This window comes from Sporosarcina sp. Marseille-Q4943, from assembly GCF_943736995.1.
Lineage (GTDB): Bacteria > Bacillota > Bacilli > Bacillales_A > Planococcaceae > Sporosarcina.
The window spans coordinates 902,726-919,923 of sequence record NZ_OX031157.1 but is presented as its reverse complement, the minus strand read 5'-3'; the positions used below and the strand labels follow the sequence as shown (position 1 = coordinate 919,923).

Below are 17,198 nucleotides of genomic sequence, written 5' to 3'. Positions count from 1 at the left end.
AGTAAATAATTCCAAATATTCCTGTATCGTAAAAAGTTGTAAATGAGGTGTTCTCCATGACAACATTCATATTATTAGGTGTACTGTTCGTTGCGAATTTTATTGTTTGTAGCTTCGTAAATATTTTATTCCGCCAAACTAGGAAGGTCGATTGGGGAATGTCTCTTGTTATGAGCTTTATAATCTCGCTTGTTACTATAGGGATATTGGGAGTCGGAAGGTGATAGTAACACCTTCGATGAGGTTCACTTAAATCGGAGGTGTTTTACTCTTAATGATGGGGTTGATATGTTGAAGAAATTATTTATACTACTCATCTTTTTCTTATTATCTGCGTGCCAAATGAATAAGAGTGACTTAACGTTTGTTGGCGAAAGTGAAAATTGGTTAGCAGAAGTAACCGTTCTTCAAACGAAAGGAGAAGAAACATATCAAATTCAGCTTACGAACAAAGGAATTAACGTAGAGGAAATTGACGCTATTCATTATTATGTGGAATCAAAAAATAATGGGGTAATAAATTTCGGTGAGAATGATGTTACGTTAAATCAAGAAGGCAAGTATGACAACAAATCATTTAGTTCTAATTTTCCTTCTACAACTTCTAATGATGAGTTAGTTATAAAAATAGATTGGAACAATACAAGTGAAATTTTTGATTTAAGAAGTAAGTGATGATAAATACTAAGACCCAATAACTCACCTGTTACTAATCCCGGCAAGTGATCAAAAATCGCCACATCCAAATAAAAAAGACTGCCTCAGAAAGTCGATTTATCGACTTTGCGGGCAGTCTATTATTATTCCTATCACTTCTGTTGTTCTGCAATCGATTGTTCCAATTCGGCGAGCGACGTCTGGATTGCTGATAATTCCTTCTCGAGCTTAAGTCTGTTAGATTCAGTCGAGAGTTGCCATTGTTCGATAGACCCCTTAATGCCATTGACAGCTTCCGGAACTAACTCTTTCGCTTCCTTCGTCATATGTGTGATGGAGTTTTTCAACTCGGCGATTTTACCTTTAACGTCGTTCAATTTATGCTTCATGTCAGTTGAAGCGCTCTTAACGGACGAGCGGATTTCGCTTCCCGTTTGTGGAGTGGAAAATAACACAGTGACAGCGGCTGTCACCGATCCTGCAAGTAGACCAGCGAGAAATGTAGAAGTTTTCATGGAGTGCACTCCTTTCATTTTGAATAGTATTCCTTTTCATAGATTTATTAAAACATGGTAAAGTGTTTTGGGCAAATGAAAAAAGCTTTCCCCTTGAGGGAAAAGCTTTGTTATCAATTGGATAATGCTGTTTTAAATGACGTGCGTTTCAATAAAGTTTTAATGATCGGGTAGATGATGAAGAATACTATCCCGTTCATAGCGATTGCGGGAAGGACGACTGTTACAAACAATAATCCGAAAGGAACTTTCGCGCCGATAACGTAGATGGCGACGGATAGGAAGATTGTTCCGGATAACAGTGTTCCGCAGCAAGCGATGATTGTCGAAACGATTAAGTGGTTAGCGGCTTTCTTTAATAGAACGATGACCGCAAAAACAACAAATGCCGTAATGAACTTATCGATAATATTCGGTATGAAACCTCCAGGGAAGCTTGTGAAAATCCCTGAGATGACGCCGGTCGTCGCTCCGAGCAAAAAGACGCTGCGGACGTCCGGGAATAAAAAGATGCCGATGAACATCATCGTCAGCATGAAGTCAGGCTTCATGCCCTCGCCATACCCCGGAATGACCAAGTACAAAGCGGCACCGACTGATACTAATAGCGCCATTAACATAAGATTTTTCGTATTCATTTCTCATCTCTCCTCAACTATCTCTATTTTTCGTTCTCCCAACGTATCCTCGCGATCGTCAGCGAAAACTTACATTTATTATACAGGAATTATGTGGAAAGGCAAGCCTTATTCTTTGTCGAAATGGCTTCGGATTTGATTTGCAATTTCTTGGATCCGTTCTTGGGTGAATTCCTCCACCTTCGGATTCCAATCTGATTCGAAACCGTCCGTTTGATCGTATCTCGGAATGAAATGCATATGGAAGTGGAAAACGGCTTGTCCTGCTGGAGCGCCATTGTTTTGAAGCAAGTTCATCCCGGCAGGTTTGAATTCCTCTTTAAGGATGTTCGCGATTTTGGGGGCAACCGAAAATAGTTGGGAAGCTTCTTCTTCCGTCATTTCATACAGGTTTTCCCGATGCTCTTTTGGAATTAGCAAGACATGCCCTTTCGTCACAGGCATGACATCCATAATGGCGATGACGTTCTCGTCTTCATAGATTTTCTCACTAGGGAGGGTGCCTTCTACAATTTTACAAAAGATACATGATGTCACTTTGCGGTCATCCTTTCTGATTCTCAGTCTCCGTAACATGGAGAAGTATTCATTAATGACACAAGTGTAGCATATTTTCATTTAACACGTGAAAGATGGACAAAGCATTCCGGTGCGATGTTTGGTAAAATGGAAACAAGAATGGAGGATGGTTATGGCAATTCTTGAAGTGAAAGACGTGACAGGTGGATATACACGTAAACCTGTCCTGCATGATTTATCATTTGAAATCGGCAAAGGCGAGCTCGTCGGTTTGATCGGCTTGAATGGTGCCGGAAAAAGTACGACGATCAAACATATTATTGGCCTAATGAATCCGCATGAAGGCGAAATTGTAGTGAATGGCGTCACGTTTCGCGAGAACCCTGAAGTTTACCGTAAAGCGTTCACATATATTCCGGAAACACCGATTTTATATGAAGAGCTGACATTGAAGGAACATCTTGAACTTACAGCGATGGCATATGGATTGGATCGGGAAGCGTTCGAGGCACGATCTGAAATATTATTGAAAGAGTTCATGATGGAAAAGCGGTTGAATTGGTTTCCATCGCATTTCTCAAAAGGGATGCGGCAAAAAGTCATGATCTTATGTGCGTTTTTAGTCGAGCCTTCACTGTATATTATCGATGAACCATTTGTCGGGCTTGACCCGATCGGGATCCGTTCATTGCTTGACCAAATATCCGAAAGGAAAGCGAACGGCGCTTCGGTATTGATGTCGACCCATGTGCTTTCCACTGCGGAAAAGTATTGCGATCGGATCATTCTGCTTCATGAAGGACGCGTGAGGGCGCAAGGTACGATGGATGATTTACGGAAAGCGTTCAACCGACCGAATGCATCATTGGACGAGCTTTATATTTCAATGACCGAGGATAATGACAATGAACAACTTGCGTGAAATTTGGGGGAACCGGTTCGTCCACTACATGACGGAACTGCAAAAATATATGCGGTTCGTTTTCACTGGCCATTTGGCAATCGTCCTGCTCTTTACGATAGGAGCGGGGGGTTATGCATACAGTGAATGGCTGAAGGAAGTGCCGCCCGGATTCCCTTCTGCAATCATAGCGGCTATCCTCATCGGGGCGGCTGTATCCATCGGGTCGCCTGTTACGTTGTTGAAGCCTGCTGATATCGTCTTTTTCCTTCCAATGGAGAACAAGCTTGAAGAGTATTTGAAGCGGTCATTGCGGTATTCGTTATTCTCACAGCTGCCTATTCCATACATTTTATTTATCGTTCTTTTGCCATTGTTGGCAGCAACGGATGTAGCAGGGAAAACACAATTCATACTGACGGCTGTCGTCATCTTCCTTGTAAAATGGAAGTATGTCGAGACGGAGTACTATTACCGCCGTGCGAATGAAGGGGAAGGGATTTGGAAAGATCGTCTTGTACGATTCGTAATGGCAGCGCTACTCTTCTATGCGATGCTTGTAGGAATTACTTATTTATATCCTTTACTTCCTTTAATCGGTGTACTAATGTCTGTCTATTATTTATTCTGGAAGAAAAGAAGTGATGCAAATCCGTTTCCTTATGAACATTTCATAACGCTTGAGCAAAATCGGATGATGCGTTTTTACCGCTTCGCGAATTACTTTACGGATGTCCCACATTTAAAAGGCTCGGTCAGCCGCCGTGCGTGGCTCGGATTCCTTATGCGTCCTGCACAGTTCGGACAAATGTCCCCTCAGCAGTATTTGCTGCGACGGACTCTCGTGCGCACGGACGATATTTTCTGGCTGTGGGTCAGGTTGACGGCATTGTCGGTGTTAGGTGTCGTCCTCATTCCGTTCCCGATCGTCGTATATATTTTTATCGGTGCGTTGGCGTTTGCTTCATCCATCCAATTGGTCCATGCATTACGTGCGGGGGATGACTTCAGGATGGACATGCTTTTCCCTGAAAAGGAAAGTACAAGGGGACCTGCAATCCGCAAAACTGTTAGTGGTGTTCAACTGTTGCAGGCAATATCTGTCCTTGTGGCAGGTCTGATTACAGTCGGGATTTCCGTAACGCCAGTCATAATGGCAGCAATCGTATTCATCGTTTCCGAGGTGACAATCCGTGCTTCAAATGAGAAAACCGAAGAAGCTTGAACGGAACGTCCTGAAAAAATAATAATAGAATATTCTCAAAAACCTTGCAACTGATCCCGGAATGTATGTATAATAAAAAAAAGGCATCAGGGGTGAGGGAGATGGAAAACAATTATTCATATGCCGAGTTCTTAAAAGCCGTGGGGAAAAGCAGTACTTCTCTTCAAGCGGAGAGATTGTTGAATGATATTTACATGGATCTATTTCTGAACCATATTCATCGGGAGCAAACGAAGAAACGCCTCTTGAGGCTGATTGATCTTGCGCTTGATGAAAAGGACGAGTACGCCTTCAAATCTCTGACAGATGAACTAATGAGGCTTGAGGAAAACTAAGCAATTTGCAGCGGGCTGCCGCTAATCGTAATCGATTAGCAGAGCAGACCCGCTTTTTATTTTGTCGTTTGAATGGCTAGGAAACGATGTGCTCGTAACGCTGCGCTTTTACTCGCAAAAGCCGTTCTTCGTTACGGCTTTCGCTTTTATTTTGAACGTATGTTCTCTTATTTCTTTGGTCTTAGCTTAGTCTATGTTAAAATGAAAATAACTCATGTTGGGAGGGGCTTAGATGGTCCAGAAATTCGATTTAAAAGCTCCCTATGTTCCGCTAGGCGACCAACCTGCCGCCATTTCGAAGCTCGTGGAAGGCATCCAAGAAGGCAAAAAGCATCAGACGCTTTTAGGTGCGACCGGAACAGGGAAAACGTTCACCGTTTCGAACGTTGTAAAAGAAGTTAATAAACCGACACTCGTCATTGCACATAATAAAACACTCGCTGGCCAATTGTATAGCGAGTTCAAGGAGTTTTTTCCGAACAATGCTGTCGAATATTTCGTCAGCTTCTATGATTACTACCAACCAGAAGCATATGTCCCGCATACGGACACTTATATAGAAAAGGACGCAACAATCAACGACGAGATTGACAAGTTGCGCCACTCCGCAACGTCAGCTCTATTCGAGAGGAATGACGTGTTGATTGTCGCATCTGTATCTTGCATTTACGGCCTCGGTTCGCCGGAGGAATACGGAAAGCACGTCGTCTCGCTCCGGACGGGCATGGAAATCGGCCGGAATGAGCTGCTCCGTCGATTCGTCGATATCCAATATTCACGAAACGACATCAATTTCACGCGGGGGACATTTCGTGTTAGAGGCGACGTCGTGGAAATCTTCCCGGCCTCGCAAGACGAACATTGCATCCGCATCGAATTTTTCGGAGATGAAATCGACCGCATCCGTGAAGTGGACTCACTTACGGGAGAAATTTTAGGGGAACGCGAACACGTCGCCATCTTCCCGGCATCTCACTTCGTCACAGGCGAAGAGAAAATGGTCAAGGCGATTGCCAATATCGAAACCGAATTGGAAGAGCGTCTTGCAGTCTTGCGCAAGGAAGATAAGCTTCTGGAAGCGCAAAGGCTCGAACAACGAACACGCTATGATTTGGAAATGATGCGGGAAATGGGCTTCTGCTCCGGAATTGAAAACTATTCCAGGCATTTGACGTTACGACCGCCAGGGGCGACCCCTTATACGCTGCTTGACTATTTCCCGGATGACTTTCTTATCGTTGTCGATGAAAGCCATGTCACCTTGCCGCAAATCCGCGGCATGTATAACGGCGACCAGGCGCGGAAACAAGTATTGGTCGATCATGGCTTCCGTCTGCCTTCCGCCTTGGACAACAGGCCACTCATGTTCGACGAATTTCAGCGGTATGTCAATAAAGCAATCTATGTATCTGCAACACCCGGACCTTACGAAATCGAGCATACGCCTGAGATGGTTGAGCAGATCATCCGTCCAACGGGCTTGCTTGACCCGATTATCGAGGTACGGCCGATTGAAGGACAAATCGATGATTTAATCGATGAAATCAATGAGCGTACAAAGCGCAACGAAAGGGTATTGATTACTACATTGACGAAAAAGATGTCCGAAGACCTTACCGACTATTTGAAGGATATCGGCATTAAAGTCCAATATTTGCATTCGGATGTCAAAACGCTAGAGCGGATTGAAATTATTCGTGAACTCCGTTTGGGCAAGTACGATTGTCTAATCGGCATCAACTTGTTGAGGGAAGGGCTCGATATTCCTGAAGTGTCGCTTGTCGCGATTCTTGATGCGGATAAGGAAGGGTTCCTCCGTTCCGAACGTGCCCTCATCCAAACGATCGGAAGGGCGGCGCGTAACTCTGAAGGAAGGGTCATCATGTATGCAGACCGCTACACGGATTCAATGAAAAAGGCAATCGACGAAACAGCGAGACGCCGTGAAATTCAAATTGCATACAATGAGAAGCATGGAATTACTCCTACGACGATCAAAAAAGAAATTCGTGATGTCATCAGGGCGACTCAAGTTGCCGAAGAGGATATATCTGCACTGGAAAAAGTGACGAAAGGCAAGAAGTTGTCGAAGGACGACAAGGTGAAGTTGCTTGCGACTCTGGAGAAGGAAATGAAAGAGGCGGCAAAAGCGCTTGACTTCGAAAGGGCTGCCGAATTGCGCGATACGATATTAGAATTGAAGGCTGAAGGGTGAAAATGCGATGAAAAACACGGAAATAGTCATTCAAGGGGCAAGGGTGCATAATCTGAAAGATATTAATGTCCGTATTCCGCGTGACAAACTTGTCGTCATGACCGGTTTGTCAGGCTCGGGGAAATCGTCCCTCGCATTCGATACGATTTATGCGGAAGGGCAAAGGCGGTATGTCGAATCGCTCTCCGCTTATGCGAGGCAGTTTTTAGGCCAGATGGACAAACCGGATGTGGATGTGATTGAAGGGCTGTCTCCTGCAATCTCCATCGATCAGAAGACGACGAGCCGAAATCCACGTTCCACAGTTGGAACGGTCACTGAAATCTATGATTACTTACGGTTGCTATTCGCACGGGTCGGCAAGCCGATCTGTCCGAACCATGGGGTTGAAATCTCCTCCCAGACGATCGAGCAGATGGTCGACCGGATCATGCAGCTTCCGGAACGTTCCCGGCTTCAAATCCTTGCGCCTGTCATATCCGGCAGGAAAGGGACGCATGCGAAACTGATCGAGGACATTAAAAAGCAAGGTTACGTCCGGATTCGTGTCAACGGAGAAGTAATCGATCTCGATGATAATATTGAACTGAATAAAAATAAAAAACATACAATTGAAGTTGTCATTGACCGGATCGTCGTGAAAGAGGGAATTGAAGCGCGCTTAAGCGATTCGCTCGAATCGGCGCTACGGTTGGCTGAAGGGAATGTATTGGTCGATGTGATCGACGTGGAAGAATTGCTGTTCAGCGAACATCACGCATGTCCGATATGCGGATTTTCCATCGGGGAACTGGAGCCGCGCATGTTTTCATTCAACAGTCCGTTCGGGGCTTGCCCTGATTGTGATGGCCTCGGGACGAAGCTTGAGGTCGACCCTGATCTGGTCATCCCGGACAAGTCTCTTTCATTGAATGAAGACGCCATTGCACCTTGGATTCCGACAAGCTCCCAATACTATCCAGAACTATTGAAAACGATCTGCAAGCATTTCAAAATACCGATGGACGTGCCGGTGAGCGACTTGTCAGATGAGGATTTGAATATCATCCTTTATGGTTCGAAGGAACAAAAGATCCGCTTCCAATATACGAATGAATTCGGGAATACACGTGTGAACAACATCTACTTCGAAGGCGTCCTTGCAAATGTGGAGCGTCGTTTCAAGGAGACATCCTCCGATTATATACGGGAACAAATGGAGAAATACATGGCGAGCCGCGCTTGTCCGGCATGTCACGGATACCGATTGAAAGAGGAGACCCTCGCAGTGAAAGTGAACGGCACGCATATCGGGGAAGTGACATCGCTTTCCATTACGGAAGCGGACCGGTTTTTCAACAATCTCGTCCTTTCCGACAAAGATATGCAAATCGCAAGGCTTATTTTGCGGGAAATCGCCGAAAGAATAGGATTCCTCATAAATGTCGGGCTTGATTATTTGACGTTGTCGAGGGCGGCGGGCACATTGTCCGGCGGTGAAGCGCAGCGTATCCGGCTTGCGACGCAGATCGGATCGAGGTTGACAGGTGTCCTTTATATATTGGATGAGCCTTCGATCGGTCTTCATCAACGCGACAATGACCGTCTCATCGGCACGCTGCAAAGCATGCGGGATATCGGCAATACGCTCATTGTCGTAGAGCATGACGAAGATACGATGATCGCCGCAGATTATTTGATCGACATCGGCCCGGGAGCAGGTGCTGCGGGAGGACAAATCGTATCTGCGGGCACACCGGAAGAAGTGATGAACGACCCTAAATCATTAACCGGCCAATATTTGAGCGGCAAGAAGTTCATCCCATTGCCGATTGAAAGGCGTCAGCCCGATGGCCGAATCGTATCGATCAAAGGCGCGTCGGAGAACAATTTGAAGAATGTCGATGCAGACTTCCCATTAGGGCAGTTCATAGCGGTGACAGGCGTTTCAGGCTCCGGAAAGAGTACGCTCGTCAATGAAGTGCTTTACAAAGTGCTTGCCCAAAAGCTGAACCGGTCGAAGCAGAAACCTGGGCAATTCATGTCCGTCACGGGTCTTGAAGAATTGGAAAAGGTCATTGAAATCGACCAATCTCCTATCGGACGGACGCCACGATCGAACCCGGCGACATATACAGGGGTCTTTGATGACGTTCGAGACGTCTTCGCCATGACGAACGAGGCGAAAGTGAGAGGCTACAAAAAAGGTCGATTCAGTTTCAACGTAAAAGGCGGCCGCTGTGAAGCTTGTCGCGGAGACGGAATCATTAAGATCGAAATGCATTTCCTTCCTGACGTGTATGTCCCTTGTGAAGTGTGTCACGGAAAAAGATATAACCGTGAAACGTTGGAAGTGACGTACAAAGGGAAAAATATTGCGGATGTCCTATCTATGACCGTCGAAGACGCGCTCGTTTTCTTTGAAAATATACCTAAAATCCATAGAAAACTGCAAACGATCGTCGATGTCGGTCTCGGTTACGTTCAACTTGGACAACCAGCCACGACGTTATCGGGTGGAGAAGCGCAAAGGGTGAAGCTCGCCTCAGAGTTGCATCGACGTTCGAACGGAAAATCATTTTATATTTTGGACGAACCGACGACGGGTCTCCATGTCCATGATATTGAAAAGCTCCTTCACGTTTTGCAACGGCTCGTCGATTCCGGAAATACAGTCCTTGTCATCGAGCATAATTTGGACGTCATCAAAACTGTCGACCATATTATCGATCTCGGACCTGAAGGCGGGGACAAAGGCGGGCAGATCATTGCTACAGGAACTCCTGAGCAGGTCGCTGAGAGTGAAGTGTCATACACGGGCCGCTATTTGAAGCCCATTTTGGAACGCGACCGTCTGAGAATGAAAGAACGGATTGAAACTGCAACTGGAAAAGAATGAAACCTTCCGATAGATGATTCGTATATATAGTAAGTGTTAAGGGAGTATCCGCTTGTTCTACATTTGGTGGGGACTCTCTTGCGAATAGAAAAATCTCGAGCATACCTAGGAGGCGGAAAGATGCAGAATGAACGCAAACGTATCTTGACAATGTTGGAAAACGGCACAATTTCAATGGATGAAGCCTTAACCCTATTGGAAGCAATGGAGAAAAAGCAGACTTCGACTGACAGTGCAACCTGGACAGAGGAAAAGGTGGGCGTTGAAGAACCGCAGCAAGATGATGCAAACGAGTACTCCAGAAGGTCGAAAGGCAAAGATCCATCGATGGATGAATTCATTGAAGATATCCGCAAAGATTTCGTAACCGTTGGAGACCGTTTCATGCAGTTCATGCAATCAACCGTGGAAAGGATGAAAGGCTTCGATTTCGATACGCCGTTCGGCGGCGGATCCACAATCCATCATACGATTGTGAAGCCGGCAGATGATTTGGATGAAATCCTCGTTGACGTCGATCACGGAAGTGTTTCAATTCATGGAACCGAAAACTCGGAAATCCGTGCGGAATTCACCGTCAAATCCTTCAATGGAAGGTCGGAAGAAGATGCGAAAAAGGAATTTCTCGATAAATTGATCTTCCTGAAAGACGAAGGAAAACTGCGCTATTTAAGTGATTCAAAATTAAGTCAGGTGAATGTCGACCTTTTCATTCCGAAACAGGAATATCGCAAAGTTTCCGCACGACTGCTGAATGGGAGCTTCAACTTGCAGGATCTTACGGTTGACCGGCTCTATTCGAAAACGGCGAACGGAAAAGTCGACATCGAACGGATCGACTTCAAAGAGGCTGAGTTGGAAGCAGGCAACGGATCAATCCGTTTGAATGAAAGTACAGGTGAAACGCTCGAAGCGGAGACGATTAACGGACGCGTCTACGTATCAGGTAAATTGAAGGATGTTGAGGCAAAATCGTTGAATGGCCACGTAGTTGTTACAACTACAGACGCTTCGGCACAAAAAATTGATGCCAAAACGGTGAGCGGTTCCGTTGAGATGTATATTCCATCCGATGCGCCTCTACGGGGAGAAATCTCCACGAATATGGGACGTTTGGATCTGCAGCTGAATGATGTCAGCAAAACGACAGAACAAGAACAGTTCCTTCACCGTACAATCATATTCAACAAAGATGTCGAAGGCGATGCTACGCCGCTCCATGTGTATGGAGAAGCAAAAACAGGATCTGTGATAGTTTGTTATAACGTAAAACATGTTTAAAACAAAAGCGTAGGGTGCCTGCTTAGAGGCGACAGGCATAAGGCAAAGATACGGCGTGGCGTTCTTTGCCACAGAGTAACTTTGACTTATGACCCGAGCCTCTGGCACCCGGAGTCTAGACGTTAATGAAAAACGACTGCCAAGAGAGTCAGTGAAAGCTGACATTCTCCGGCAGTCGTTTTTTGTTTTATTTTATGCGAATCGGTAATAGATCAATAAAAATGTACTGAGCACAAACAAAAAGTTCAGGAAAACAAAGATCATTTGGTCCAATCGGTTCTTATGCATTTTAACTGGCGGATGATAAAAGGATATTCCTTCGATAATAAATATTAATAAGACAATATGAATCATCCCATGTCCTACTACTTCGGTATAGCCAAATATTGTTGTTGTGAGGATAAATAAAATGGTTACGACGACAGCTAATAAACGGTTGAGAATACCGACGACTAATAGGTAACCAACAACAAATTCAATAAATGCTGACAGGACAATAAATAGTTCTGGGGGAAAGCCAAAAGTAGGGACGCCATGGCGGTGAATAATATCGATCGTCATACCAGGGTATACCCATTTTTCTACTGCAACCCAACATAAACTTAAACCTGTACCAAGGTATAGGAATGGAAACCCTGCCGTCTCCAGTTTTGTTCTTCCCACCAATAAAACACCGATAATAGCAAGGTAAAACCCATAATCCAGCATATGAAACCAACCGGAATAACTCCAAATATAAAGAAATAAACCAAGCATTAATACGGAAGCCATTTTCGTTGCTATATGATGCGGAATAAGAAGCAAAATGATAATCGCCCACATAACAACCGTTTCCCAACTATTATGGATAACGAACTCAGGTGCAAACATAGTTCGATTAACGACTTGTAATATAAATGCGGCAGCTGTACCGTACTGTAGAATATAACGAGAATATTTCCGGTATCCATCTAATTTCATATCAATTTTAGCGACACCGGGAATCTTCATTAACTGTGGTATGAATTGAGATAAGATCGCTAAGAAAAGAGCAATGACTAAGGATAATACTATAAATTCCGTTGAAAGGATCTGTTCAATAGAAACCTTTTCAGGTTCGATTTCCGTAAACCATTTAACATGCGCGTTTACAATAATTGGTGATAAACAAAACAACCCTATTAATAGTATAGAACCGTATTTCTTCATGTATTTCCCCCTCCTATTTGTAACAATCTGTGAAAATTATTATTCCCTAAGAAATATCGATTATGCTGATGTTTACTGTAAGTAGGACTTGTGAATACATGTAAATAAATAAGACTGCCAAGAAAGTCGGTGAAAACTGACTTTCAGTAGCAGTCTTTTTGTAATAAAGATGACTCGCGCCCAAAGCAAGCGTCTACACGATTTTCTCATGATACAGCCAACTCAAAATGCCGAAGCCGATCGCCCTTGCGCATTGAACGCGATATGCCCTCGATAGCAAGAGGCCAGCTTCTTCGCGATTCGTCATGAAGCCGCATTCCACTAGCACGGCAGGCATCTTCGTCTCCCTCAACACTGCGAAGTTGGCGGTTTTCACCCCTCGGTCTTTCCGCCCGCAAGCGGATATCATTGAGCTATGTATCAGGTTAGCCAATGCAGCAGTCCGTTTGCTCACTTGCGGGTACATATACGTTTCGATACCTTGGGCTTCATTCCAACCGTTGCCGAATGCATTTGCATGGATGGACACGAACGCATCCGCATCCAACCTGTTTGCAATCGAAGCCCTTTCCGATAGAGGCACGTCCCGGCTGTTTTCATGCGAATAAAAGACGTCCACTCCTTCCAGCAGCAAATAGTGCCGTAGCAGTTCCGCCACCTCCGCGTTGAAACGGAACTCCACTAGTTTGCCATCTGGCGACCTTTTGCCAGCAGTATTCGGTCCGTGCCCTGCGTCAAGTATGATAGTTGCCATCTCATCCCCTCCTCGCTATCTATATAGTCTGTTTCGCATCATTAGTGGACAAATTCGAACGAAATCATTTCAATTGAATCCGTTCATGGTAAAATAGGGGATAGGGTTGACTTGATGAAGCATGGTTCCTTCCGCTTTGCGAAGTGGTCGGATGCGTGTTCAACATAGAAAGGCGGCGAACAAATGTCGGTTGTTACAGTGGAAGACGTTCAAAATCGTTTTGGACTTGAAATTGTTGCCGGTGGAGAAGGTATTGAACGTAGTATCCTCACGAGCGACATATCCCGGCCAGGTTTGGAAATGGCCGGCTATTTCGATTTTTATACGGCAAATCGTGTTCAATTGCTCGGAAAAACAGAGCTTTCCTTTTTCAACAAATTGGATGAGGCGGAACGCCAGGATCGGATGGACCGTCTCTGTACGACAGAAACGCCCGCTTTCATCCTTGCACATAATATTGAATGCCCCATAGAACTTAAGCGGAATGCGGAGGAGCGGGGAATCCCGGTGCTGCAGACCGAACATCCGACGACGCGGTTTTCGGGTATGTTGACGAACTTCCTGGAAGGTCAGCTCGCTCCGATGACGACAGTTCATGGTGTGCTTGTCGATGTATATGGAATCGGTGTGTTGATAACAGGGAAGAGCGGCGTAGGGAAAAGTGAAACTGCTTTGGAGCTTGTGAAACGAGGCCATCGTCTCGTCGCGGATGATGCTGTTGAAATTAGACAAGTGGCGAAGAACGTCTTGATCGGAAATGCTCCGAAAATTCTGCGCCATATGCTTGAAATCCGGGGCGTTGGCATTATTGATATGATGATGCTATTCGGTGCGAGCGCCGTGAAAGATGATAAACGGATTCTGATGGTCATCGATTTGGAAGTGTGGGACCCGGATAAAGTATATGATCGTTTAGGCATCGACGAAGAAAAGATGAAGGTCATGGATTCTGATTTGACGAAGCTCACTGTCCCAGTAAGACCTGGGCGGAACTTATCGGTCATTATTGAAGTGGCCGCCATGGATTATCGGATGAAACGATTAGGCATCAATGCAGCAGAGACATTTTCGAAGAAGCTTGATTTGGCAATTAGTCAAGGCGCAGAGAAATCCGATGAAGAGGGGATAGAGTAAACTAATGTTCGACTTACTAACGATTGACCCGACGGCCTTTAGCATAGGGCCAATAGATATCCGATGGTATGGAATTTTAATTACGACCGGTATCATTCTTGCATTCATTGTCGTTCAAAAAGAGATGGTGAAGCGGGGAATGCATCCGGATTTCTTAACGGATCTGCTTATTTGGGCAGTGCCTATATCCATCATAAGTGCAAGAATCTACTACGTTCTATTTTCGTGGGATTCTTATAAAGATAACCCTGCCGATGTGATTAAAATATGGGAAGGCGGCATCGCCATCCACGGTGCATTAATTGGTGCCTTTTTAACGACGTATTTTTATACGAAACGACGCGGCATCTCCTTCTGGAAAGTGGTGGACATCGCCGTTCCGGGCATATTGATTGGTCAAATTATCGGCCGATGGGGAAATTTCATCAATCAGGAAGCGCATGGCGGTCCTGTATCGCAAAAGTTTCTAGAAACCACTTGGATTCCTGATTGGATCATGAACCAAATGACAATTAACGGCGTAACCTATCATCCGACATTCCTTTATGAATCGTTATGGAACGTCGTCGGCCTTATTATCATTCTGTTATTACGAAGAGTCCGATTGAAGCGGGGCGAAATGTTCTTCTTCTACTTGACATGGTATTCAATCGGAAGATTTTTTATCGAAGGGATGAGGACGGACAGTTTGTACGGCGGCGATCTTCGTGCTGCGCAAATCGTATCCATCATCGCCATTGTATTTTCAGTGTCACTATTCATCTGGAGAAGGTTCATCAAGGAAGTCAAAGTGGAATATCAAGATAAATAGAAGAGGGATGGGGAAATGCAGACGCTTCGAAATGGGTTGAAAGCTGGCTTGAAGACGACATGGACGTTAGGGAAAATCATTTTTCCAATCACCGTCCTTCTCGTCATTTTGCAACATACACCTGTATTGCCGTGGCTCGTAAAGTTAATATCGCCATTCATGGGCTTATTCGGATTGAGCGGGGAAGCCGCGATTCCGTTAGTGCTCGGCAATGCATTGAATTTATACGCAGGGATTGCAGGTATTCTCTCGCTCGAACTTACGGTGAAGGAAGTTTTCATTTTGGCTGTTATGCTCAGCTTTGCGCATAATATGTTCATCGAGACGGGAGTCGCTTTGAAAGTCGGAGTCAAATTGTGGATTGTGTTAGTCGTCAGATTCGGTTTGGCGGCGTTCTCCGGCATCATCATCAATTTGTTTTGGAATGGCGGCGGAGAAATTGCGCAGTACGGCATAGCTCCTGAAGTGGCAACTGCTCCGGAAGGCTGGCTCGCAATCGGCTTGCTCGGTTTGCAGAAGGCGTCGTTCGGCGTATTGCAACTGGCGCTTATCGTCATTCCGCTCATGATCATCGTGCAATTTTTGAAAGACCGCAACTACTTGCAGAAGTTTTCGGATAAACTGGCGCCTTTTACGAAGGTGATCGGCGTACAGCCGAACGCGTCGTTAACTTTGGTTGCCGGCCTCGTCATCGGCCTTGCCTATGGCGCAGGTGTCATGATCCAAGCGGTACAGGAAGATGGCGTCAGCAAAAAAGATGCGACGCTCGCGTTCATCTTTCTCGTTGCATGTCACGCGGTCGTTGAAGATACACTTATTTTCATGCCCTTAGGTATTCCTATCTTGCCGTTGCTCATCATCCGCCTCGTCACGGCCTTCGTACTGACGATTGCGGTCGCTTACTTATGGAAACAGGCGGAACGGAAGAGGGAGAAGGAGGTTACAGTTCTGGATGGATAAAATTACAACTTTGCTATTTGACTTCGATGGAACGTTGCTCGACACGAATGAACTAATCATTCAAACGTTCCAAACGGTTTTGAACGCACATTACCCGGGAAGGTTTGAAAGGGAAGATATCCTTCGATTCCTTGGGCCGACTTTAAAAGAAACATTCGATAGTATCGATCCTACGAAATCGGAAGAACTGATCAATGAATATCGCACATGGAACTTAGCAAATCACGACGCTTTCGCTTCCGAATTCGACGGGGTGAGCGACACGTTAGTGCAATTGAAAAATGCTGGCTTCAAGATGGCCATCGTATCGACGAAACGGAATGATATGATCATGAAAGGCTTGAAGCTAATGCCGGCAGGGAACGTGTTCGATACGATAATCGGATTGGATGCTGTCAAACATCCGAAGCCTCATCCGGAGCCATTGCTTCTCGCAATGGAGCGATTGAACTCGACACCGCAGGAAACGTTGATGATCGGTGACAACATTCATGATATTCTCGGAGGGAAAAACGCCGGAGTTCGCACGGCTGGAGTAGCTTGGTCAGCAAAAGGCGAAAATTTCATCCGGGAGCAGGAGCCTGATTTTGTCTTGCAACATATTTCAGACTTACTGTCGATAACAGCAGGCGTGGAAGCTTGAGACGGACAGAGCGTTATCCTGCTGAAGGAAATGCGAACTCCCTTTGGCAAATATATAAAACGGTTTCGTTTTTTAAAGTGGCAAAGAACTTTATCTTCATCCAAATCGGAAGGTACACACCTTTCATTCCGATGAAGAACTTCATCTATCGGACATTTTTAGGAATGAAGATAGGTGAAAAGACATCATTCGCATTGATGGTCATGCCGGATACGATGTTCCCGGAGCGTATTACGGTCGGGAGCAATTCGATCATCGGGTTCAATACGACGATTCTCGCCCATGAATATTTAATTGAAGAGTATCGGATCGGCGACGTGGTCATCGGTGATCGGGTGATGATCGGTGCAAATACGACAATCCTTCCCGGAGTGGAAATCGGGGACGGAGCCATCGTATCTTCCGCGTCGCTTGTCAACCGCGACATCCCTGCTGGTGCAATGGCCGGGGGCAACCCTGTGCGCATCATTTACACTGCCGAGCAGATGGAAGAGCGTCGCAGGACTGCCCAAAAATTGGACGTTGACAAGAAATAGGATGACGG

Annotated in this window: 17 protein-coding genes; 12 read left to right on the top strand and 5 right to left on the bottom strand. The window is 45.4% G+C overall.

Features of this window, described 5'->3' with window-relative positions:
• Nucleotides 1–291 precede the first annotated feature (291 nt).
• Nucleotides 292–675 (top strand): hypothetical protein, encoded by a 384-nt coding sequence (locus NIT04_RS13540; RefSeq protein WP_252504093.1) that lies wholly within the window; start codon nucleotides 292–294, stop codon nucleotides 673–675.
• 134 nt (nucleotides 676–809) lie between these two features.
• On the opposite strand, the gene NIT04_RS13535 is transcribed toward NIT04_RS13540, so the two are convergent.
• The 3 genes from NIT04_RS13535 to NIT04_RS13525 all read right to left on the bottom strand — a co-directional run bounded on the left by NIT04_RS13535 (nucleotide 810) and on the right by NIT04_RS13525 (nucleotide 2,347).
• A complete protein-coding gene (locus NIT04_RS13535; protein ID WP_252504092.1) occupies nucleotides 810–1,172 on the bottom strand; it encodes a YtxH domain-containing protein in 363 nt (120 codons plus the stop codon).
• A 113-nt stretch (nucleotides 1,173–1,285) separates the two neighbouring features.
• Nucleotides 1,286–1,810, bottom strand: a complete 525-nt coding sequence (locus NIT04_RS13530) for a tryptophan transporter (RefSeq protein ID WP_252504091.1) — start codon at nucleotides 1,808–1,810, stop codon at nucleotides 1,286–1,288.
• A gap of 108 nt (nucleotides 1,811–1,918) precedes the next feature.
• Entirely contained in the window at nucleotides 1,919–2,347 is a 429-nt protein-coding gene (locus NIT04_RS13525) for an HIT family protein (RefSeq protein ID WP_252504090.1), read from the bottom strand.
• Between the two features lie 154 nt (nucleotides 2,348–2,501).
• Between NIT04_RS13525 and NIT04_RS13520 the strand changes: the two genes are divergently transcribed.
• From NIT04_RS13520 to NIT04_RS13495, 6 genes are all read left to right on the top strand, one after another.
• A complete protein-coding gene (locus NIT04_RS13520; protein ID WP_252504089.1) occupies nucleotides 2,502–3,251 on the top strand; it encodes an ABC transporter ATP-binding protein in 750 nt (249 codons plus the stop codon).
• Nucleotides 3,235–4,455, top strand: coding sequence for an ABC transporter permease (locus NIT04_RS13515; RefSeq protein ID WP_252504088.1), 1,221 nt, complete (start codon nucleotides 3,235–3,237; stop codon nucleotides 4,453–4,455). The genes NIT04_RS13520 and NIT04_RS13515 overlap by 17 nt, the downstream gene beginning before the upstream one ends.
• A gap of 101 nt (nucleotides 4,456–4,556) precedes the next feature.
• Complete coding sequence (locus NIT04_RS13510; protein ID WP_252504087.1) at nucleotides 4,557–4,790, top strand: IDEAL domain-containing protein; 234 nt, start codon at nucleotides 4,557–4,559, stop codon at nucleotides 4,788–4,790.
• 232 nt (nucleotides 4,791–5,022) lie between these two features.
• Entirely contained in the window at nucleotides 5,023–7,005 is a 1,983-nt protein-coding gene (uvrB, locus tag NIT04_RS13505) for an excinuclease ABC subunit UvrB (RefSeq protein WP_252504086.1), read from the top strand.
• A 7-nt stretch (nucleotides 7,006–7,012) separates the two neighbouring features.
• Nucleotides 7,013–9,883 carry an excinuclease ABC subunit UvrA gene (gene uvrA / locus NIT04_RS13500; RefSeq protein WP_252504085.1) on the top strand — a complete coding sequence of 957 codons (2,871 nt, stop codon included), beginning with the start codon at nucleotides 7,013–7,015 and terminating at the stop codon, nucleotides 9,881–9,883.
• A gap of 120 nt (nucleotides 9,884–10,003) precedes the next feature.
• A complete protein-coding gene (locus tag NIT04_RS13495; protein WP_252504084.1) occupies nucleotides 10,004–11,164 on the top strand; it encodes a DUF4097 family beta strand repeat-containing protein in 1,161 nt (386 codons plus the stop codon).
• 192 nt (nucleotides 11,165–11,356) lie between these two features.
• On the opposite strand, the gene NIT04_RS13490 is transcribed toward NIT04_RS13495, so the two are convergent.
• A complete protein-coding gene (locus NIT04_RS13490; protein ID WP_252504083.1) occupies nucleotides 11,357–12,352 on the bottom strand; it encodes a DoxX family membrane protein in 996 nt (331 codons plus the stop codon).
• 193 nt (nucleotides 12,353–12,545) lie between these two features.
• Nucleotides 12,546–13,106 carry an N-acetylmuramoyl-L-alanine amidase gene (locus NIT04_RS13485; RefSeq protein ID WP_252504082.1) on the bottom strand — a complete coding sequence of 187 codons (561 nt, stop codon included), beginning with the start codon at nucleotides 13,104–13,106 and terminating at the stop codon, nucleotides 12,546–12,548.
• 183 nt (nucleotides 13,107–13,289) lie between these two features.
• On the opposite strand from NIT04_RS13485, the gene hprK reads away from it, so the two are divergent.
• The 5 genes from hprK to NIT04_RS13460 are packed head-to-tail and all read left to right on the top strand — an operon-like array spanning nucleotide 13,290 to nucleotide 17,190.
• Nucleotides 13,290–14,240: an HPr(Ser) kinase/phosphatase gene (gene hprK / locus NIT04_RS13480; RefSeq protein WP_252504081.1), complete on the top strand. Its 951-nt coding sequence runs from the start codon at nucleotides 13,290–13,292 to the stop codon at nucleotides 14,238–14,240.
• A gap of 4 nt (nucleotides 14,241–14,244) precedes the next feature.
• A complete protein-coding gene (gene lgt / locus NIT04_RS13475; protein WP_252504080.1) occupies nucleotides 14,245–15,051 on the top strand; it encodes a prolipoprotein diacylglyceryl transferase in 807 nt (268 codons plus the stop codon).
• 15 nt (nucleotides 15,052–15,066) lie between these two features.
• Entirely contained in the window at nucleotides 15,067–16,011 is a 945-nt protein-coding gene (locus NIT04_RS13470; protein WP_252504079.1) for a nucleoside recognition domain-containing protein, read from the top strand.
• Nucleotides 16,004–16,654 (top strand): pyrophosphatase PpaX, encoded by a 651-nt coding sequence (ppaX, locus tag NIT04_RS13465; RefSeq protein ID WP_252504078.1) that lies wholly within the window; start codon nucleotides 16,004–16,006, stop codon nucleotides 16,652–16,654. Before NIT04_RS13470 ends, ppaX begins: the two co-directional genes overlap by 8 nt.
• The gene (locus NIT04_RS13460) at nucleotides 16,651–17,190 is read left to right on the top strand and encodes a DapH/DapD/GlmU-related protein (RefSeq protein WP_252504077.1); all 540 of its coding nucleotides are present in this window, start codon (nucleotides 16,651–16,653) and stop codon (nucleotides 17,188–17,190) included. The genes ppaX and NIT04_RS13460 overlap by 4 nt, the downstream gene beginning before the upstream one ends.
• Nucleotides 17,191–17,198: the final 8 nt, after the last annotated feature.